The 20,257-nt window shown below is 67.3% G+C and carries 19 protein-coding genes; 10 read left to right on the forward strand and 9 right to left on the reverse strand.

Annotation, left to right across the window (positions count from 1 at the left end):
• Complete coding sequence (locus IM543_18375; GenBank protein ID QOY93502.1) at window positions 1-2,400, reverse strand: EAL domain-containing protein; 2,400 nt, start codon at window positions 2,398-2,400, stop codon at window positions 1-3.
• Between the two features lie 191 nt (window positions 2,401-2,591).
• Between IM543_18375 and arfB the strand changes: the two genes are divergently transcribed.
• On the forward strand, window positions 2,592-2,987 hold the full coding sequence (gene arfB, locus IM543_18380; GenBank protein QOY93503.1) for an aminoacyl-tRNA hydrolase: 396 nt from the start codon (window positions 2,592-2,594) through the stop codon (window positions 2,985-2,987).
• 39 nt (window positions 2,988-3,026) lie between these two features.
• On the opposite strand, the gene IM543_18385 is transcribed toward arfB, so the two are convergent.
• The 3 genes from IM543_18385 to IM543_18395 all read right to left on the reverse strand — a co-directional run bounded on the left by IM543_18385 (window position 3,027) and on the right by IM543_18395 (window position 4,605).
• On the reverse strand, window positions 3,027-3,455 hold the full coding sequence (locus IM543_18385; GenBank protein QOY96748.1) for a response regulator: 429 nt from the start codon (window positions 3,453-3,455) through the stop codon (window positions 3,027-3,029).
• Between the two features lie 190 nt (window positions 3,456-3,645).
• A complete protein-coding gene (locus tag IM543_18390; protein ID QOY93504.1) occupies window positions 3,646-4,455 on the reverse strand; it encodes an alpha/beta hydrolase in 810 nt (269 codons plus the stop codon).
• A gap of 3 nt (window positions 4,456-4,458) precedes the next feature.
• Window positions 4,459-4,605, reverse strand: coding sequence for a hypothetical protein (locus tag IM543_18395; GenBank protein ID QOY93505.1), 147 nt, complete (start codon window positions 4,603-4,605; stop codon window positions 4,459-4,461).
• A 214-nt stretch (window positions 4,606-4,819) separates the two neighbouring features.
• Between IM543_18395 and IM543_18400 the strand changes: the two genes are divergently transcribed.
• Entirely contained in the window at window positions 4,820-5,551 is a 732-nt protein-coding gene (locus IM543_18400; protein ID QOY93506.1) for a hypothetical protein, read from the forward strand.
• Between the two features lie 105 nt (window positions 5,552-5,656).
• On the opposite strand, the gene IM543_18405 is transcribed toward IM543_18400, so the two are convergent.
• The 4 genes from IM543_18405 to imuA form a co-directional block, all read right to left on the reverse strand.
• Window positions 5,657-6,508: a universal stress protein gene (locus IM543_18405; protein ID QOY93507.1), complete on the reverse strand. Its 852-nt coding sequence runs from the start codon at window positions 6,506-6,508 to the stop codon at window positions 5,657-5,659.
• 14 nt (window positions 6,509-6,522) lie between these two features.
• Window positions 6,523-8,004, reverse strand: a complete 1,482-nt coding sequence (locus IM543_18410; protein QOY93508.1) for a SulP family inorganic anion transporter — start codon at window positions 8,002-8,004, stop codon at window positions 6,523-6,525.
• A 490-nt stretch (window positions 8,005-8,494) separates the two neighbouring features.
• The gene (locus IM543_18415; GenBank protein QOY93509.1) at window positions 8,495-10,045 is read right to left on the reverse strand and encodes a DNA polymerase Y family protein; all 1,551 of its coding nucleotides are present in this window, start codon (window positions 10,043-10,045) and stop codon (window positions 8,495-8,497) included.
• On the reverse strand, window positions 9,975-10,709 hold the full coding sequence (gene imuA / locus IM543_18420) for a translesion DNA synthesis-associated protein ImuA (protein QOY93510.1): 735 nt from the start codon (window positions 10,707-10,709) through the stop codon (window positions 9,975-9,977). The genes IM543_18415 and imuA overlap by 71 nt, the downstream gene beginning before the upstream one ends.
• A 228-nt stretch (window positions 10,710-10,937) precedes the next feature.
• Here imuA and IM543_18425 point away from each other — a divergent pair, with 228 nt between their 5' ends.
• Both IM543_18425 and IM543_18430 read left to right on the forward strand, forming a co-directional pair.
• Window positions 10,938-12,176: a putative Na+/H+ antiporter gene (locus tag IM543_18425; GenBank protein ID QOY93511.1), complete on the forward strand. Its 1,239-nt coding sequence runs from the start codon at window positions 10,938-10,940 to the stop codon at window positions 12,174-12,176.
• A gap of 35 nt (window positions 12,177-12,211) precedes the next feature.
• Window positions 12,212-12,628, forward strand: coding sequence for a DUF86 domain-containing protein (locus IM543_18430; protein ID QOY96749.1), 417 nt, complete (start codon window positions 12,212-12,214; stop codon window positions 12,626-12,628).
• A gap of 24 nt (window positions 12,629-12,652) precedes the next feature.
• Here IM543_18430 and IM543_18435 read toward each other — a convergent pair whose 3' ends face one another.
• On the reverse strand, window positions 12,653-13,771 hold the full coding sequence (locus tag IM543_18435; GenBank protein QOY93512.1) for an endonuclease/exonuclease/phosphatase family protein: 1,119 nt from the start codon (window positions 13,769-13,771) through the stop codon (window positions 12,653-12,655).
• 182 nt (window positions 13,772-13,953) lie between these two features.
• On the opposite strand from IM543_18435, the gene IM543_18440 reads away from it, so the two are divergent.
• The 6 genes from IM543_18440 to IM543_18465 all read left to right on the forward strand — a co-directional run bounded on the left by IM543_18440 (window position 13,954) and on the right by IM543_18465 (window position 20,229).
• The gene (locus IM543_18440; protein QOY93513.1) at window positions 13,954-14,208 is read left to right on the forward strand and encodes a hypothetical protein; all 255 of its coding nucleotides are present in this window, start codon (window positions 13,954-13,956) and stop codon (window positions 14,206-14,208) included.
• Window positions 14,209-14,383: 175 nt separating this feature from the next.
• Window positions 14,384-14,845 (forward strand): hypothetical protein, encoded by a 462-nt coding sequence (locus IM543_18445; protein QOY93514.1) that lies wholly within the window; start codon window positions 14,384-14,386, stop codon window positions 14,843-14,845.
• Entirely contained in the window at window positions 14,845-15,747 is a 903-nt protein-coding gene (locus IM543_18450; protein ID QOY93515.1) for a DUF2145 domain-containing protein, read from the forward strand. Before IM543_18445 ends, IM543_18450 begins: the two co-directional genes overlap by 1 nt.
• Before the next feature lie 352 nt (window positions 15,748-16,099).
• Window positions 16,100-17,617, forward strand: a complete 1,518-nt coding sequence (locus IM543_18455; GenBank protein ID QOY93516.1) for a BCCT family transporter — start codon at window positions 16,100-16,102, stop codon at window positions 17,615-17,617.
• 135 nt (window positions 17,618-17,752) lie between these two features.
• Window positions 17,753-18,349 (forward strand): DUF2760 domain-containing protein, encoded by a 597-nt coding sequence (locus tag IM543_18460; protein ID QOY93517.1) that lies wholly within the window; start codon window positions 17,753-17,755, stop codon window positions 18,347-18,349.
• A gap of 5 nt (window positions 18,350-18,354) precedes the next feature.
• A complete protein-coding gene (locus IM543_18465; GenBank protein ID QOY96750.1) occupies window positions 18,355-20,229 on the forward strand; it encodes an Hsp70 family protein in 1,875 nt (624 codons plus the stop codon).
• The last annotated feature ends 28 nt before the right edge of the window (window positions 20,230-20,257 follow it).

Below are 20,257 nucleotides of genomic sequence, written 5' to 3' on the forward strand. Positions count from 1 at the left end.
TCAGTCGGGCAGGCGCGCATCCTTGGCGACCAGCTCCTGCAGCGTTTCGCGCGGCAGCGCCGGGCTGAAGTAGTAGCCCTGCATCTGGTCGCAGTCGTGCTGGCGCAGGAAGGCGATCTGCTCGCGCGTCTCGACGCCTTCGGCGACCACCTTGAGCCTGAGGTTGTGGCCGAGGTCGATGATGGCGCGGGTGATGACGAGGTGGCCGTCGTGGCCGACGTCGCCCAGGAAGGAACGGTCGATCTTGATGTAGTCGACCGGGAATTTCTGCAGGTGACTCAGGCTCGAATAGCCGGTGCCGAAGTCGTCGATCGACAGGCGCACGCCCAGCGCCTTGAGCTGGGACAGCGCTTCCAGCGCTTCGTCCGGATGGTGCATCAGCTGGCTTTCGGTGACTTCGAGTTCGAGCGTGTCGGCCCTGACCCCATGGTGGCGCAGCTTCTCGCCGAGCCGCTCGGCGAACTGGCGCTGGCGCAGCTGGCGCGCCGACAGGTTGACCGCGATGACGAAGTCGTCCAGCCCGAGCGCTTCCATGGCCTTGAGCGCGCGGCAGGCCTCGTCGATGACCCAGTCGCCCAATGGGACGATCAGGCCGGTTTCCTCGGCCACCGGGATGAAGCGCTCGGGCAGGATCACGCCGTCGACCGGATGGCGCCAGCGCACCAGTGCCTCGGCTCCCACCACCTTGCCGCTGCGCAGGTCGACTCTCGGCTGGTAGTCCAGCACCAGCTCGTGGTCGCGGATCGCCCGGCTCAGGTTCGCCTCGAGCATCAGGTGCTCGTGCACGATCTGGTTCAGCTCGGACGAATAGAACTGGAAGTTGTTCTTGCCGAGGGTCTTGGCGTGGTACATGGCGGCATCGGCCGCGCGCATGATCTTGTCCGGGCTGTCGCCATCGTCGGGGAAGACGCTGACGCCGATGCTGGTGCCGGGCAGGATGTGATGGCCGTTCACCTCCACCTGTGCCATCACGGCGCGGCGCACCCGCTCGATCAGGTCGGCGACCTGGGCATGGCTGGCCGGATTGCAGATCAGCAGGACGAACTCGTCGCCCCCCACGCGGGCGATGGTGTCGTCTTCGCGCATACAGGCGCGCAGGCGCTGGGCCACCTCGCGCAGCACCGTGTCGCCCGCCTCGTGGCCGAAGTGATCGTTGATGTGCTTGAAATTGTCGAGGTCGAGGAAGGCCAGCGCGACCATGCAGCCTTGCAGCGCCGCGTGGTCGATGGCGAAGCGCAGCCGTTCCTGCAGCAGGGTACGGTTGGCCAGGCCGGTGAGCGGGTCGTGGTGGGCCAGGTGGTGCAGGCGGCGCTCGTAGTGGCGGGCTTCGGTGATGTCGTTGATCACCCCGACGAAGTGGGTGATCTCGCCGTCGCCGCTGGACACCGGGTCGATGCGCAGGTCGTTCCAGAAGACCTCGCCGTTCTTGCGCATATTGCGCAGCACCACGCGCACGCCTTCCTTGCGCCGGAGCGCCTCGCGGATGCGCTCGCGTTCGTCTTCGTCGCAGCCCGCGATCTTCATGAAGCGCGGGTCCATTCCCTTGATGTCGGCCAGTGCGTAGCCGGTGATCCGCTCGAAGGCGGGATTGACGTATTCGATCCGGTGTTCGTCGCCTTCGCAGTGGGTGATGACGATCGCGTTCAGGCTCGAATAGATGGCGCGCTCGCGCACCCGCAGGCCGAGCTCGGACTGCTTGCGCAGGGTGATGTCCATCCCGGTACCGAACACGACCGGCACATTGCCCAGGCTGCCGCGCGAGCAGCGGAACAGGTAGGGCGTGCGCTTGCCGTGCTTGCCGACCAGTTCGGCTTCGTGGGTGGAACCGCCCCCTTCGAATGCGCTGTGGATCTTGGCGACGACCAAGGGCTGATCCTTTTCGTCGAAGAAGGACTTGACGTTGGAAGTGGGCAGTTCTTCGGCCTCCATCTCGAGCGCTTCTTCCAGCTGGTGGTTCCACAGCAGCAGGTGGCCGCTCTGCTCGATGACGTAGAACACGCAGGGCAAGGCCTCGATGATGTCGGCCACCGGCAGGTCCTGGATCAGGGCATAGCGGGGCGGGAACTGCCCGGCGCGCGGGATCACGATCACGCTGAAGCTGCCGGGCCGCTCGGTATCGAAGGACTGCGGCGCCACCGTCACGCGCACCCGCAGGCGCCGCCCGTCGGCGGCGATCAGCACGCCTTCGTTCTCGGTCTCGGCGCGCGCGGCCATGGGCGCGCGGGCGCCGGACACGGCGCTGCCCGGCGGATCGTCGAACTCGATGATGCGGTCCAGCGTCATGCCCTGGATGTCGGCGGGGCCGTAGCCGGCCAGCTTTTCACACGCCTTGTTCCAGCTCGTGACGCTGCCTCCTGCATCGACGACGAACACGGCAAGGGGCAAGGGCGAGAGGTTCAATACTCCTCCTGGGTGGCCGCACAGGGCGCGGCATGCTATGGACGGGTAAATACATGATAGCGCAGCCATCGCCGCTCGGCCAATCGCGGCTTGTCTATGTCGTGCGGCAAGATCGCTGCAGACAGCGCCGCCCTGCCCTTACAATGGGCGACGCGGCCGGTGGCGGCCGCAGCAAAGGCGTGGAAGGGGCAATGGCAGTCATCGATCCGGCGGAAGTCGAATTCAGCGCGATCCGGGCCCAGGGGCCGGGCGGACAGAACGTGAACAAGGTGTCGTGCGCGGTGCATGCGCGCTTCGACGTGGCGGCCTCGTCGCTGCCGGAGGCCGTCAAGGAACGCCTGCTGGCGTTGCGCGACACCCGCATCACGCGCGAGGGCGTGGTCAATCTGAAGGCCCAGGGCTCGCGCAGCCTCGAACAGAACAAGCTCGACGCGCTGCAGCGGCTGCAGGCGCTGGTGGACCAGGCGTCCGCCGTGCCCCTGGTGCGGCGCGCGACCCGGCCGACGCGCGGATCGCAGCTGCGCCGGCTCGACGCCAAGACGCGCAGCGGGCGGGTCAAGGCGCTGCGCGGCAAGGTCAGCCAATAGCGGGGCCGCAAAGGCCGCCGCCCGGTCCGTCTCCTCGCTTCAGGTATGCAGGAGGCGCAGGAGCTGGTCGATCCGGTAGGGCTTGGCGATGAACAGCTGTTTCATCGGCCGGTCCTTGAACATCGACGGCGCCATGTAGCCGGAGGCCAGGACGATCTTGACGTTCGGATAGCGCGCGCCGATCTGTTCCGCCAGTTCCAGGCCGGTCATTCCGGGCATCATGACGTCGGAGACGACGGCATCGATGTCGGCGTGGGTGGCCAGCATGTCGAGGGCCGCGGCGCCCGAATAGGCGACCATGGCGTCCATGCCGTGTGCCGACAGGAGCATTTCGGCAAGGTCGGCCACGTCGGCCTCGTCGTCGACGACCAGCACCTTGCGGATGCCGCCCACGGCGGCTTCCTCGTCCTGTCCATATGCTTGCGCAGCGCCGGGTCCGTGTCGCGGACGCGGCTTGTCGGTACACATACGGCTGTTCATCACACCGAACACTCGGCCTCCGTCAAATGGTTGATCTCCGGCACAGGCGCCCGTCGGGCGCCGCGCCATACGCGTTTAGTATCGCGCAATCGGCCCGTTCGAAGCGCCCGCTTACCGCGCCGCCGCCGCGGCGGCGCGGTATGGATGGGCTCTCGCTGCGGCACCGTTGCCGCTCCGGTCACCCGCGCCCGGCAGTTTCCGGCGCGTCGTCCGGCAAGGCCGCGGGTTCGGAGGCGGGTCGCAGGTAAGGACCGGCCCAGGCCGCGATCACCGCCGCCGCATAGTCGGAATCGGCTTTGCGGGTCAGCAGGTGGTTGGCGCGATCGAGCGAGACGAAGCTCTTGGGATGCCGCGCGGCCACGAAGATGCGTGAGGCATTCTCGACCGATACGATGTCGTCGAGCGGCGAATGCAGCACCAGCAGTGCGCGGCCGAGTGCGGCGATCCGGGCCGCCTGCGGTTGGTCGCAGATGTCGCGAAGGAAGTCCGCACCGAGTTCGAAGTCGCGGCCGCCGACCGACACCGGCACCCGCTGGCCCTCGGGCAGGTCGTGCAGCGCCGGGGCGATGTGGGTCAACACATGTTCGGCGCCGAATGGCGTCCCGATCACGGCCACCGCCCTGACCATCTCCAGATCGGCCGCCGCCGCCAGCACCGCGGCGCCGCCGAAGCTGTGGCCGAGCAGGAGCTGCGGCGGCATCCCCTGCGCCGACATGGCCCGGGCGGCGCAGATCACATCCTGGATGTCGCTCGACAGTCCTTTGCCGAACCGGCCTTCGCTCTCGCCCAGGCCGGTGAAATCGAAACGCAGGATCCCCACCCCGAGATCGGCCAGCGCACGGCTGAGCCGTGTGGCCGCCAGCGAGGTTTTATCGCAGGTAAAACAATGGGCCAGCACGGCCCAGGCCCGCACCGGCCCGCGGCCCCGCGCCAGGACGCCGGACAACTGGCGACCGGCAGCGTTGGCAAAGTTGAAATCGGTTTCCACGGTTCAGCGGCATGCCGGGGTCGGGTGGCCGCAAGGCTGGCCCCCGTGCCAGGCAGTGCCCCGGTTCCCGTGCGCCGGCATGCGCGTCATGTGCATCGGCTTGCGGCCGGCGTCGATGTCGATCGTGCCGAGATCGTCGTAGGGGGTCATGGTCGTTTTCCTGTCGTAATGGTCGGGTCGGCTTGCGCCGGCAGGCGGCGAGATCGCGTTCAGGTTTGGGCTGGACATCCTGCAAGGTACACCGCAGTGGCGTCACGATGGCGCGCTCCTCGGCGCCGAGGTCAACCGCGGGCCTGGCGTGGCGAAGATGTGGTACGGTCAAGGCAGCTTGACAGGCACACCGGGCAATCAGGGATGAACGTTGATGAGCAATGAGATCTGGCAACTGGCGGGACTCGCCTTGCTGCCCGTCGGCGGTATGCTGCTGGGTTCGCTGGCGGCCGAGTGGTGGCGGCTTTCCCGCAATGCCATCGGCGCACTGCTGCATGCGGCGGCCGGGGTGGCGAGCGCGGTCGTGAGCGTGGAGTTGATGCCTCGGATCTTGCAAGACATTGCGCCGTGGCAGCTGGCGCTGGCATTCGTGCTGGGAGCGGCGGCATCGGTGGCGATGGTCAAGGGCGTCAGGCGCGCGGTCCACACACTGGAACTCGGCGAAACGGGACCGTGGAAGGTGTACCTCGCCGTCGCCGTCGACCTGATCGGCGACGGACTGATGGTCGGCATCGGCTCCGCGGTCGCCGGTGGACTGGGCTTGATGCTGGCGCTCAGCCAGGTCATCGCCAATATCCCCGGAGGCTTCGTCGCACTTGCCAATCTGCGTGACAAGGGCGTGTCGCGCCCGGTGCGCCTCGCCGCGGCGGCTTCCCTGTCCCTGCCGGTCCTGATCGGCGCCGGACTTGGTTTCTGGCTGCTGCGCGGGCAGCAGGTCCAGCTGCAGAATGCGGCGCTGGCCTTCGTGGTCGGCATGCTCCTGCTGGCCACCATCGAGGATCTGGTTCCGGAAGCCGATGCGCCCGAGACCCGGCGCCTGGTCACCACCGCCGCCTTCGCCGCCGGTTTCGTCTTCTTCGCCCTCATCTCGCTCTATCTCGGATAAGGAAGAGTCCGTTCATTCCGGTTCGCGGCCTGATCTGCCTTGGCGGTTCACGTGACGCAGCGCTTGTGGACCGCATGTCGTCCATGACGTATGGAAACATCACACCTAGCGCATCAGCAAAGCAGGAATCGAGAATGCGCGCAACAGTTCCCTGGTTCGGCTCCCGAAGAGCAGGGAGCGCAATGGGGAATGCGAGTAGGCGCCCATGACCAGCAAGTCGGTCGAGGCTGCTTTTATCGCCCTTGCGATCATCTCGCCGGCATTGCCTGGCGCCAGCCGGGCGTCGACTTCCACCCCTGCGGCCTCGAAGGTCCGTCTCGCCCATTCCAGATCGCCAGAGGCGCGGAACGTCTCCTTGCCGGACATCAGCAAGTCGATTTTGCTCCCATGGAACAGGGTGCTCCCTGCAAGCAGGTCGACCGCGCGGCGGCTGGCAATGCCCCCATCAAAGGCAAGCATGACGCGCCTGGGCTCCCTGAACGGGCCAGGCACGGCCAGGACCGGCGTGCGTAAGGCACGTATCACGCGCTCGAACGCGGCATCGGGCGCCGCAGGCCGCTCGGCGTGCCGCCCCATCACGACAAGGCGCGCCTGTGCGCCGAGTTCAGCCAGGGTGTCTTCCAGGCTGCCGTGACGCTGTCGCACGTCGACTTCGGCCGTGCCGGCCGCCAGCACACGCTCGCGCAAGCGGTTCAGGTGCAAGCGTCCCTGCTCTCGCAACAACCTGGCCTGGTGTTCGTCCTGCGTCGCGAGCTTCGACAGCAATGCTTCTTGCGCATCGACACCGATCGCCCCGCTTCGGTCGGCCCCCTCCGCCCGCTCCGGGTGGCGCTCGAGCACGTGCAGCAATTCGAGCGGCGCAGCCAGGCGCGTGGCCGCCCAGGCTGCATAGTCGGCGACATGCCCAGCCAGCACCGACTGGCTGACAGCGGCGAGGATCTTCAGTTCATGAGTCATGGTCATTGTTCCTTTCAGTGCGCCACCAGCATGTCTTCGCCACCTTCCTTGTCGTGCACGGCGAACCGGTCGACGAGGGTTGCACTTGCCTCGTTCATCCCGATGACTTCCACCTCCGCGCCCTCGCGACGGAATTTGATGACCACCTTGTCGAGTGCGCTGACTGCGGTGATGTCCCAGAAATGCGCGTGACCGACATCGATGCGCACCTTCTCGATCACTTCCTTGTAGTCGAAGGCATTGACGAAGCGCTCGGCTGAAGCAAAGAACACCTGGCCTGCGATCAGGTAATGGCGTCCGCGGCCTTCGTCGAACGACCGCGAGCGGACCCGCAGGAGTCGACCGACCTTGTGTGCGAAGAAGAAGCCGGACAGCAGCACGCCAACCAGTACGCCCTTCGCCAGGTCGTGGGTGGCAACGACCACGATGACGGTGGCCAGCATGACCGTGCTCGAACTCTTCGGATGCTCGCGCAGCTTGCGAATGGAATCCCAGCTGAAGGTGCCGATCGACACCATGATCATCACCGCGACCAGCGCGGCCATCGGAATGCGCGCAACCCAGTCGCCGAGGAACACCACCATCAGCAACAGGAACACGCCTGCGGCAAAGGTCGACAGCCGCCCACGGCCTCCCGATTTAACGTTGATCACCGACTGGCCGATCATGGCGCACCCTGCCATGCCGCCCAGGAAGCCGGTGGCGATGTTGGCCACGCCCTGGCCCACGCACTCACGGTTCTTGTTGCTGTTGGTATCGGTCAGGTCGTCGACAATGGAGGCGGTCATCATCGATTCGAGCAAGCCAACCACGGCCAGCGTCGCCGAGACCGGGAAGACGATGGCCAGCGTTTCCAGGGTGAGGGGAATATTCGGCAGCAGGAACAGCGGCAGACTGTCCGGCAGCGTGCCCATGTCGCCGACGGTCCGAATGTCGATGCCGAAGTAGACGGCGATGGCCGTCAGCACGACGATGGCAACGAGCGGCGAAGGCAGCGACCTGGTGATGTACGGGAACAGATAAATGATGCCCAATCCTGCGGCCGTCATGGCGTAGACATGCCAGGTGACGTTCGTCAGTTCGGGCAACTGCGCCATGAAGATCAGGATCGCAAGCGCATTGACGAAACCTGTGATCACGGAGCGCGAGACGAAACGCATCAGCACGCCAAGTCGGAGCCAGCCCGCGACGACTTGCAGGACGCCGGTCAAGACGGTCGCGGCAAGCAGATAGTCGAGGCCATGCTCCTTGACCAGGGTGACCATCACCAGGGCCATCGCCCCGGTAGCGGCCGAGATCATGCCTGGGCGCCCGCCTGCGATGGCGGTGATGACGGCAATACTGAACGAGGCATACAGGCCGACTTTCGGGTCGACGCCGGCGATGATGGAAAACGCGATCGCTTCGGGAATCAACGCGAGCGCGACGACGAGACCGGCAAGGAGGTCATTGCGGATATTCGAAAACCACGCTTCACGAATTTTTTGTAGGGACATACGGATACCTTCCGGCCAATACGGCCGCGTGCGAGGAAAAGCCGTTCACGCTGGACGACCCATGGACGCACAGCGGACGAACGATGCAAGAGGAGCGCTCGATATGCAGACTCGATACGCAGGCTTGCGCCTGCGACATCGACCTGGCGGGAAGGTATTACGGAGGGGTGACTGAGCAGAAATAACCACGAGGCAGGCCAGAGCCTGGATACGCGACTGCTTTCAAACCCTGCTGCACAAGACGTGCACACTCGCCCCGGCACACTGGGCGCGGATTGGGTCGGGGTAGCAGGGTGGGGAGTGTCATGGGCCTCTATTTTGCAATGCAACATAGATGATGGTCAAGACAATCCTGGGGTGAGGCCATCGGCCCGTTCTTCCACCACGCCGCGCGACAATCCGATGGCCGGGCAGCGACATGGCAGCAAGGGATGCGTTTTCTGCGCCGGCCTCCCGGTGTGGACGCGCGTGCTGCGGACGGCTGCGCCCCCTACCCAAACAGCCCATGGAGGAACCAGCGCGGTTCGGCATCGTCGCCGGCGCCGACGATACGTTCGCGGTAGATCCAGTACAGCGTGTGGTCCTGCCCTTCCGCGATGAAATAGTCGCGGGTCTGGGTGTCGCTCCACCAGCCGGCCTCGATGCGCTCGGGCGTGGAAGCCACCTTCAGCGGCGAGCCGTAGAAGGGCCGGTGGTTGCGCATCAGCAGCGCGATCGGCTTGGCCAGCAGCCAGCTGGGACGCGGCAGGCTGGCGACGTCGGGCGGCAGCCGCGCGGCATGCGCGGCTGCCCGGGCTTGCTGCCGCACCGGCGCCCATTCGTTGGCGACCTCGGGCCGGTAATCGGCCTGCGGCAGCGCCTGCAGCACGTTCTCCGGCCCCAGCCGCGCCACCAGCAGCTCGATCATGCGCATGCGGTCTTCCTCGCTGCCGCCCGGCTCGGGAAACAGCGATTCGGTCGGCGGCGCCATCGCCCGCACCTGGCCGGCTTCCAGCGCGAGCCCGATGACGGGCGCCGGCAACTCCTGCCGCGCCAGCCGCTCCTTCAGCAGCCGCAGCAGGTGCTCGTCGCGCCAGGTCGGCTCGGCCAGGGCGATCTCGAGCGCCGTCGGCGGCATCGCCACCCGGCCGCGCTCGTGCTCCATCAGCAAGGTGATGCGCTCCACCGCCAGCTGGCGCGCGCACAGCCAGCCGACCAGCTGCAATACCAGGTGATGGGCCCCGGCCAGCAGGAGCTCGGCCTGCTCGACGCGGTCGAACAGTTCCAGCCGGGCCTGGAAACGCTCGGGCGGTGCGACCCATTCGAACAGCTCGGGACACATGCCGTAGGCGGCGTCGAGCATGTCGAGCAGCGCGCGCCCGCAGCGCCGCTGCAGGCCCGGGCGCGGCAGGCGCCGCAGCGCGGCCAGGCTCTCGCAACCGATGCCTTCGAACCAGGACATGTAGGGCCGGGCCGGCGGCAGCAAGGCCAGCGGCAGGCGGTCGAGGCGGCGCTCGAGCGAGGCCATCTTCAACGAGCGTGCGTGGATTCTTTTAGCGCCGCGCGCGCCGCCCTGCCCCCCGCCCGGCCCGCTGCCATGCGCCGCAGCATGCGCCCCGGCGCGCGCCAGCAGCCAGGCGGCGCGCGCCGTCGGCGCGCAGCTGAGCGCGCCGCTGAAACCGAGGGCGCGCAGGCTGGCGCGCACCCGTGCGCACAAGGCGCGGATGCCGCCGAACAGGCGCAGGCTGGCGCCGATGTCGAGCAGCAGCGTGGCTTCATCGAGCAGGGCGACCTGGGGCGTGAATTGCAGCATCGCCAGCGCCACCGCGTCCAGTGCCTCGGCCTCGCGTGCGGCGCTGCGCTCGAGCAGGCGTGCCTCGGGCATGAGCATGAGCACGCCGCCGCGCCGCATGCCGCGCCCGACACCGGCCGCGCGCGCCGCTGGCGATGCCGCCAGCACGCGTTCCTGCTCCAGCACGACGCTGCCCGTGTCACTGCACCAGTTGGGGCTGAAGACCTCGAGCGGCAGCTGGGGTAGTGACAGGCCGATCCATAAACGCATGTCGTTGCAAGAGAGAAGAAGTAAGAGGCAAACCAAGCGGCAGGAACAGCGGCGCATCGCGCTGCGGCCCCCGGCGCTTGACGAAGTCGATGTGCATGCCGCCCGCCGCCGGACGCAAACCCAGGCGCAAAGGCGCGGGCGAAGCATCTTGCGCCGCGGCCAGCGGACGCAGCATGAAGAACAGGGTTTCCCCGGCCTGGGCCGCCAGGTGCAGGCGGCGCAGGCTTTCGCCGCGCGCATGGTTGGCCCAGAACAGCAGCGCGCCACAACTGCCGCTGCGCAGCACCTGCTCGGCCGCCCACAAGGCGTCGGCGCTGCGGCTGGTACGCAGCCACAACAGTTGCGAGGGCGGCAGGCCCAGCGCGGCCAGCGCCAGGGCCTGGGGCGGATGGGGCGGCTGCAGCAGGACGATGCGGCGCTCGGCGCAAGCCTGCAAGGCCGGACGCAGCAGGCGCATTTCGCCGATGCCGGCTTGCTGCTGCAGCAACTCGACCAGGGTACCGACGGGCCAGCCGCCGCCGGGCAACTGGGACGACAATGGCGCATGCCCGGTATCGACGCAGCGCGTGCCGGAGCGCGCCAACTGCGAGGCGCGCCAGAGCGAAGGGTGCAAGGCCTCCGGCGCCGCCAAAGGGGATGCCCCTGCAGTGGATGAGCAGTTCATGATGAATTGGCAAAAATACTGTATAAACGTACAGTACTCGCTGAGCCCGGGTTTGGCAAGATGTATTCATTCCAGACATACCAGTCGGGCCACTGGTATTGACAAAACCTAAAGGGGCCTCACACCCGGAAAACCGGGCTCCCGGCGCAAATCATGAAATAATGGCGGCTCGTCCATTTATGCCTCAACAATGATTAACCTGTCTCTCCCACACCACGGAGTCGCTCAGTGAATACGCTCCAGCTCACCGGCGCGATCCTGTTCGCGATTGCCCTCGTCCATACCTTCTCCACCAAGCTGTTCTATTCCTTGGCCAAGCGCCACCCGCGCCATGCCGGGCTGTTCCACCTGCTGGGCGAAGTCGAAGTCGTGTTCGGCTTCTGGGCCTTCGTGCTGATCATCGTCATGGCCCTGCTCGCCGATGGCGCCACGGCCATCAGCTACGTCGAGTCGCGCCAGTACACCGAACCCCTGTTCGTGTTCGTCGTGATGGTGATCGCCGCCTCGCAGCCGGTGCTCGACGCCGTGCGCGACCTGCTCGCCCTGCTGGCCCGGCTGGCGCCGGTGCGCACCGAAGTGGCCTTGTGCTGGCTCGGCCTGGCCCTGGTGCCGCTGGCCGGTTCCCTGATCACCGAGCCGGCCGCGATGACCCTGGCGGCCCTGATGCTGGCGCCCCAGGTGTTCCGGTCGGGCACGCCCGAATGGCTCAAGTACGGCGCGCTGGGCGTGCTGTTCGTCAACGTCTCGATCGGCGGCACCCTCACCTCCTATGCCGCTCCGCCGGTGCTGATGGTGGCCAGCACCTGGGGCTGGGACAGCGCCTTCATGGCTTCGACCTTCGGCTGGCGCGCCGCCGTCGCCGTGGTGTTCAACGCCACCGTCGTGACCATGCTGCTGCGCCCCTACCTCCTGCCGGGGAACGTGGTGCAGGACGTGCGCATGCCCTGGATCGTGTCCGCCGTCCACCTGGCCCTGCTCGCCGGCGTGGTGCTGCTGGCGCACCATCCGGTCCTGTTCATCGGCCTGTTCCTGTTCTTCCTCGGCTATACCCAGGCCTATCCGAAGCACCAGTCGCCGCTGATCCTCAAGGAAGGCCTGCTGGTCGGCTTTTTCCTGGCCGGGCTGGTGGTGCTGGGCGGCATGCAGCAATGGTGGCTGCAGCCGCTGGTGTCGAGCCTGGAGCCGACCGCGCTGTTCTTCGGCGCGCTGGGCCTGACGGCAATCACCGATAATGCGGCCCTGACCTACCTCGGTTCGCTGATCGATGGATTGTCCGACCATGCCAAGTACATGCTGGTGGCCGGCGCGGTCGCCGGTGGCGGGCTCACCGTGATCGCCAACGCGCCCAATCCGGCCGGCGCGGCCCTGCTGCGCGATGGTTTCGAGGACGGCTCGATCAGCATGGGCGGATTGTTCCTGGGTGCGCTGGGACCGACCTGCGTGGCGGCGGTGATGTTCCTGGTCTGATGGTCGGGATGCAAACTGAAACAAGCGAGGACGCGATGGACGACGACATCCTGGTACACAAGGCCGGCATCATCGAACGCTGCTGCCGGCGTGCGCGCGACGAGTACGAGAAGGACCCGAACACCTTCGCCGGCGACCTCACGCGCCAGGACGCGGCCACGCTCAACGTGATCCGCGCCTGGGAGGCCGCCATCGAGATGGGCGACTACGTCATCGGCAATGCCAGGCTCGGCCTGCCGCACGACGAGCGCGAGGTCATCACCCTGCTGGCCGAGCACGGCTGGATTGCGCCGACGCTGGCCGAAGATCTCAAGCGCACCGGCGAGTTCTGCCGCGCCGAATGGGACTACCAGGAAGCGCCCTTGCCGGCCCTGGTGACGATCCTCAAGCGCGGGCTCGACGATTTCAGAATGTATGCCCAGGCGCTGGTCAGCGGGGCTGCGACGGCCTGAGCCGGGGCCGCCCGCCGGCCGCTGTCAGGACTGGTGTTGCGGCTGGGGCTGGGGCTCCGGATCGGGTTCGTGCACGTCTTCCACCTCGACCTCCTCGGCGGCGATCTTCTCGTCCGCCAGCGCCTGGTCTTCCTTGTCCGCGACCAATCCCTCCTGGCCGGCGCCGCGCGCGCTGTCGTACGTGAGCTCGACCAGCATCGGGAAATGGTCCGAGCCGAAATACGGCAGGCGCTCGATGTGCGACAGCGTGAAATGCTCGCTGTGGAACAGGTGGTCGAGCGGCCAGCGCGCAAACCAGTAGCCGGCATGGAAGGTATTGAACATGCCGCGCCCGATGCGCGGGTCGAGCAGGCCGCTGATCTTGCGGAACAGCCGGGTCGTGGTCGACCACGCCACATCGTTGAGGTCGCCCGCGACGATCACCGGGGTTTCCAGGCCGGCCTCGGCCACGCTCTTGGCGACCACCAGCAACTCGGCATCGCGCTGGGTGGATTCCTCGTGCTCGGTCGGGCTGGGCGGCGTCGGATGCAGGAAATGCATGCGCACCTTGTGACCGGACGGCAGGACGACCAGGGTATGAATCGAAGGAATGTCGTCCTCGACCAGGAACTGGAGGGCGCTGTCTTCCAGCGGCAGCCGCGAATACACGTGCATGCCGTACAGGTTATCGAGTGGACACTTGATCGAATGGGGATAGTCTTTCTCGAGCACATCCAGTCTCTCCTGCCACCAGGCATCCGTTTCGAGCGTGACGAAGATATCGGGCTGGTGTTGCCGGATCAGGGCAATCAATCCCTCGGCATTCCGGTTCGGCGTCAAGACATTCGCCGTCAGGATGCGGAACTGGCGGTTCGCCCCGCCGACCACCGCGTTTTTCACCTCGCGGGGATAGGCCTTGGTATACGGAATGATCCACCATGCCTGGTAAGCCAGGCAGGCCACGTTGGCGACCAGCAGCAGGTAGAAATGGCTGTCGCGCCAGTCGCGCAACATGAATTGCCCGACCAGGACGGCGAGCGACAGGATGGCAAGTTGCAGGCGCGGAAAATCCAGGTCGCGTATCCACCACCCAGTGCATCGCAACAAAGGGAGCAGCGTCGCGAGGACGATCACGGCGACCAGGATGACGAAAGTCGGCAGCATGGCGGTCTCGAAGGCTTAGATTGGCTCATCACAAATGCGATATCGCGAGTATGCGCCCCTTCGCGCCCGTCCTTCTGTACGTTACCGTGCACAAGCGGAAAGATTATCGATGCCACGGCGCAAGGCCGGCACCAACGGCCCGAGAAAACGCAGCCTGCTCGCTCCAGGTTTGCGCAAACCGCTTGAAAAACCTGGCTCCGGAACTTATTTTTGAAGTCAGGACCAACCAGGAAGCCGGCATGAACCCCAGCAAGCCAGCAGACGAAGCAAGCAATGGCGCGCGGCACATCCAGCGGCACATTCAGCGGCACAACAAGCGCGCCCGACGTCGCTCATCCCGCTCCAGGATCGCCGTCTACCCCCTGCTGGGCATCCTGCTGGTCATCCTCCTGGCCGTGCTGGCCTACGGCAGCCTGTTCTTCCTGCTCATCGACTGACGATCGCTCCACGATCGCGTGCCTTTGCCTGTGCCTGTGCCTGTGCCTGTTCCCACAATGCACCGCATCGTCGCGGCCATTACAACAACTTACAGAATTCCGGCCAGTCCCGGCTTCTCAACAATTCGCCGGACTTGTACCATAGCGCCATCCCTCACACCGGCAACAACCTCCAATGAAAACAAGCACTTTCTCGCGCGCCCTGTTCCTGGCCGCCTTCGGATTCGCCTGCGTCGCCCCGAGCGGCGCCACCAGCTTCACTTCGTCCGCGTCCAGCGCCGGATCGGCCTCGTCCGGCAGCATCTCGGATTCGATCGGCGCCTCCAGCAACAGCTCGAGCGGCGACGACCGCGTGGCTGCGGGCGACTACCGGGTGATCGACATCGCCCAGGCGCCGGCCAAGCCCGACACCACCCGCCTGACCCTGCGCGCGGCCGCCGGCCAGGCGCGCGAGTTCACCCTCGACGTGCCCACGCGCGCGCTGGCCGGGCGCGGCGTGAACAAGGGCGAACTGGTGCAGGTCAGCGAACGCGTGTACGGCTACGAGTTCGCCTACGCCGACACCAAGCGCTCCTTCTTCCTGGCGCTGCAGGACGACTGGTACCGCGACCTGGCCTCGCGCAAAGTCACGATCTGATGTTTCGCCAGCTCGCCGCCACGCTCCTGCTGGGCGCGAGCGCGGCCGCGCAGGCGGGGCTGCCGGCCTTCTGCCAGCAGTCGATCGACATCGGCGCCGCCGAGCAGGACCGCGTGCTGCGCTTCGCCGGCGTGGTCAAGTCCGAGCTGGAACGCTCCGGGGCGCGCGTCGCCCTCATCGCGCGCGCCGGCCTCGACCTGAGCCGCTTCGGCCAGCTGTATTCGCACGCCGGCATCGCGCTGCGCGACAATCCCGGCGGCCCCTGGGCGGTGCGCCAACTGTATTACGCCTGCGACGAGTCGCGTCCGCGCCTGTTCGACCAGGGCATCGCCGGCTTCGCGCTGGGGGCCGATGCCCCCACCCGCGGCCACATCTCGCTGCTGTTCCTGCCGGAACAGGACGGCGCACTGCTGGAGCAGGCCGCGCTCGACAGGCGCCTGGCCCTGGCCCTGCTGGCCGGGCAGTACAGCGCCAACGCCTATGCCTTCGGCACCCGCTATCAGAACTGCAACCAGTGGGTGGCGGAACTGCTCGCCAGCGCCTGGGGCGGGCTCGACGGCGCCGCCAGCCGCCATCCGCGCGAAGACGCCCAGGGCTGGCTGCGCGTTCAGGGCTACACCGCCGGTCCGGTCAGGATTCCGTCGCACTGGATGATGTTCGCCGGCCAGTTCGTGCCGCTGGTGCACCTGAACGACCACCCGGTGGAAGACCAGTATGCACTCGCGCTGCAGGTGAGCGTGCCGGCCTCGATCGAAGCCTTCGTGCGGCGCCGGGCGCCGCAGGCCCAGCGCGTGGAGCTGTGCCACACGCAGGAGCGCATCGTGGTGCGGCGCGGCTGGGAGCCCTTGGGCGCGGCCTGCGAGCCGACGGCGGACGACGAAGTCATTCCGCTGACGCCGTGATTTCCCGGGCCGCCCGCAGCGGCCATGCGCATCGGGCAGCAGGCGCCCTCAGCAAGTGCCATTCAACACATGCTTATTTGCACATACATTTGTGCAAATGCATGATGTGTTACACTCCTGGCCGCTGGCCCAGGGCCAGCATCCCTCCCTCGCCAATACGGGCGATCGCGCCGACACGTGTCCGCCGCGACCGGTCCCTGTCGACTGCCTGACATGCAGGCAGTCCGTCAAACCCGAGGCGACAGTGAGTCCCCCGGCAGCAGCGCGCCGGGCCACTGCTTCGCCTGAACCTGCCTGCGGCTTCGCTTCCGATCGCCGGAATTGCGTCCGCACGCACCTATAAGGAAAACTCATGCAAATGCTCTGCTCTGCGGGCTTTATCTTTCTTGTCGTGTTATGGGGCATCTTCGCTCCCGACAACATGGCTTCCGTGTTCGACACCATGCTTGCCACCCTCACCCGCAACTTCGGCTGGTTCTACCTGTGGGTGGTGCTCGGCATGGTGCTGTTCGCGGCCTTCGTCGCCTTCAGCCGCTACGGCAACCTCAAGCTCGGCGGCGAAGACGACGAGCCGGAATTCTCGGTGGGCAGCTGGTTCGCGATGCTGTTCGCGGCCGGCATGGGCATCGGCCTGGTGTTCTGGGGCGTGGCCGAACCGATCTCCCACTACGTCACCGCCCCGCCCGGCGTCACCGCCGGCACGCCGGAAGCGGCCAACGCCGCCATGCGCTACGTGTTCTTCCACTGGGGCTTCCATCCCTGGGCCGTGTACAGCGTGGTCGCGCTGGCGATCGCCTTCTTCCAGTACCGCCGCGCCGGCAGCCCATTGATCAGCACCGTCACCGGTTCCCTGCCCTGGCGCCCGGTGCGCGCCATGTCGGGCCTGTTCAACGGCCTGGCGGTCGTCGCCACCGCCTTCGGCGTCGCCGCCTCGCTCGGCGTCGGGGCGCTGCAGATCAATAGCGGCCTGAACGCCGTGTTCGGACTCGCGATCAGCCCCGCCGCGCAGGTCGGCATCATCGTCGTGACCGCCGCCATGTTCCTGACCTCGGCCGTGAGCGGCGTCGAGCGCGGCGTCAAGCTCCTGTCCAACGCCAACATGGTGGTGGCGGCCCTGCTGGCCCTCGCCGTGTTCCTGCTCGGCCCGACGGTCGCGATCATCGACACCTTCAGCAATACCCTGGGCAGCTACGCCAGCGAGATCGTCCGGATGAGCCTGCGTGCCACGCCCTTCCGCGACAGCAGCTGGGTCGCCAACTGGACCGTCTTCTACTGGGCCTGGTGGATCTCGTGGTCGCCGTTCGTCGGCCTGTTCATCGCACGCGTCTCGCGCGGGCGCAGCATCCGCGAATTCATCCTCGGCACCGTGCTGGCGCCCTCGCTGGCGGCCTTCGTCTGGTTCTCGATCTTCGGCGGCACCGCGCTCTACCTGGAGATCTGGCAGCAGGTTCCGCTGGCCGAGGCCGTCAAGGCCGACCTGGCGACCGCCCTGTTCGCGATGTTCGATGCGATGCCCTTCGGCCAGATCATGTCGGTGGTGGCCACGCTGCTGGTGGTGGTGTTCTTCGTGACCTCCGGCGACTCGGCCGTGCTGGTGCTGGGCATGATGAGCCAGGGCGGCAATCCCAACCCGAGCACCCGAACCAAGCTCGTCTGGGGCGTCCTGATCGCCGGCATCGCCATCAGCCTGCTGCTGGCGGGCGGCATCAACGCGGTGCAGACCGCCACCATCCTGTTTGCCCTGCCCTTCGCGCTGGTGATCGTGCTGATGGTCATTGCGCTGTGGCGGGCGCTGCGCGAAGACTGGCAGGAAGAAGCGCGCCGCGAACGCGCGATCCGGCGCAAGATGCGCGAAATGGCGGCCTCCTAGCCGCCAGCGGGAGGGCACGGATCGGGGATGCGCGTGCCCCAGCTGTAGACAAACTGGTATCATGCGCGGTTTCCGGACCCTGGCCCCGACGCTGTCCGACAGCGCGCCCGTCCCTTACCCTACAGAACATCAAGAATGAACACACCAGCCCAGCTGCCGGGCTTTTTCAGCCGGCTTTCGATCGCCTTTGGCGCCTTCTTCAAATCGCTCGGCGATGCCGAATTCGCCGCGCGCGTGCGCGATGACCAGGTCGGTCCCGTCGCCGCACCGGTCGCGGCGCCGACCGTCGCGCCGACGCCTGCCCCCACCATGGCCCCAACGCCGGCCCCGACCGCCGCGCCGCTGCGCGCGCCGACCGCCGAATCCGCCCTGCAGCTGCTGAGCCTGTTCCAGCGCGAAGCCCGCCTGATCGACTTCGCCCAGGAAAACCTGAGCGCCTATGCCGACGCCGACATCGGCGCCGCGGCGCGCGTGGTGCACGAAGGCTGCGCGCGCGTGCTGCGCGAGCACTTCAGCATCGAGCCGGTGCGCGTCGAGGCCGAAGGCGCACGCGTCACGCTGGAAGAAGGTTTCGACGCCGCCAGCGTGCGCCTGACCGGCAACGTGGTCGGCCAGGCCCCGTTCAAGGGCACCCTGTCGCACCGCGGCTGGCGCGCCACCCGCGTCCAGCTGCCGCAGCTGGCCGAGAAGCACGACGCGCATGTGCTGGCGCCGGCGGAGGTGGAACTGTGAGCACTATCGAAAACGCCCCGCAGTCGGCACGTTTTGCCATCGGCATCGACCTCGGCACCACCCACAGCGCCCTCTCGTATGTCGACCTGCAGGCCAGCGATGGCGAGAAGACCGTCGACGGCGTGCTGCCCGTCCCGCAGCTGAGCGGCCCGGGCACGGTCGAGGCGCTGCCGCTGCTGCCCTCCTTCCTCTACCTGCCGCATCCGGACGAACTGGCGCCGGGCGAAACGGCGCTGCCGTGGAGCGCTGGCGGCGAAGGCTTCATCGCCGGTGAAATGGCGCGCAGCCGCGGCGCCACCACCCCGATCCGCCTGGTGTCCTCGGCCAAGAGCTGGCTGAGCCACCCGAGCGTGGACCGGCGCGCCGCCATCCTGCCGCACGATGCGCCGGAAGAAGTCGCGCGCGTCTCGCCGCTGGAGGCATCGACCCGCTACCTGGCGCACCTGCGCCAGGCCTGGAACGCGGCCCATCCGGACGCCCCGTTCGACCAGCAACAGGTGACGGTCACCATCCCGGCCTCGTTCGACCCGGGTGCGCGCGAACTCACCGCCGAAGCAGCACGCCATGCGGGCTTCCAACCGACCCTGCTGGAAGAACCGCAGGCGGCCCTGTACAGCTGGATCCAGGGCAGCGGCGGCGCCTGGCGCAAGCAGGTCAAGGCCGGCGACATCGTGCTGGTGGTGGACGTGGGCGGCGGCACCAGCGACTTCTCCTTGATCGCGATCCTGGAGCGCGACGGCAAGCTCGAGCCGCACCGGGTGGCCGTGGGCGACCACATCCTGCTCGGCGGCGACAACATGGATCTCGCCTTGGCCCACTTCGTGGCGCGCAAGCTGCAGGCGAATGGCACCCAGCTCGATTCCTGGCAGATGCGCGCCCTCACCTACGGCTGCCGCAGCGCCAAGGAACACCTGCTGGCCGACGCCAACGCCACCGTGTGGCCGATCGTGGTGCCGAGCCGCGGCTCGAAGCTCATCGGCGGCTCGATCCGCACCGAACTCACGCGCGACGAAGTCACCGCCTTCATCACTGATGGTTTCTTCCCGCGCGTGGAAGCCTCCGCCCGTCCGGCCACGCGCCAGCGCGCCGGCCTGACCCAGGTCGGCCTGCCGTATGCGCAGGACGCGGCGATCACCAAGCACCTGGCCGCCTTCCTGGCGCGCCAAGCCGGCGCCACCGCGGAGCTGGAAGGTTTTGCGGGCCAGGTGAATGCGGAGCACCGCGACGGCGCACCGAGCTTCCTGCACCCGAGCGCGGTGCTGTTCAACGGCGGCGTGTTCAAATCCAGCATCCTGGCCCAGCGCGTGATGGACACCATCAACGACTGGCTGTACATGGAGGGCGCGGAACCGGCGCGGGTGCTGGAGGGCGCCGACCTCGACCTGGCGGTGGCGCGCGGCGCGGCCTACTTCAGCTACGCGCGGCGCGGCGGCGGCGTGCGCATCCGCGGCGGCACGGCGCGTTCCTACTACGTCGGCGTGGAATCCTCGATGCCGGCGATCCCCGGCATGGAGCCTCCGATCGAAGCCCTGTGCGTGGCGCCGTTCGGCATGGAAGAAGGCAGCGAACTCGAACTGCCGGGCCAGGAATTCGGCCTGGTGGTGGGCGAGCCGGTGACCTTCCGCTTCTTCGGTTCCACCACGCGCCGCCAGGACCGCATCGGCGAGGTGCTCGAATTCTGGGGCCCGGACGAACTGCAGGAGATGAACGAGATTCAAGCAACGCTTCCGGCTGAGGGACGTATTGCGGGCGACGTGGTGCAGGTCAAGCTGCACGCGCTGGCGACGGACGCCGGCACGCTGGAACTGGCCGCGGTGGCGCGCGACGGCCAGCGCTGGAAGATCGAGTTCGACGTGCGCAATGCGCCGGACCAGCACTGATGCCGCGGTGATGCCGCAGTGATGCCAC

It is taken from the genome of Massilia sp. UMI-21 (assembly GCA_015277795.1).
Taxonomy (GTDB): domain Bacteria; phylum Pseudomonadota; class Gammaproteobacteria; order Burkholderiales; family Burkholderiaceae_D; genus Telluria.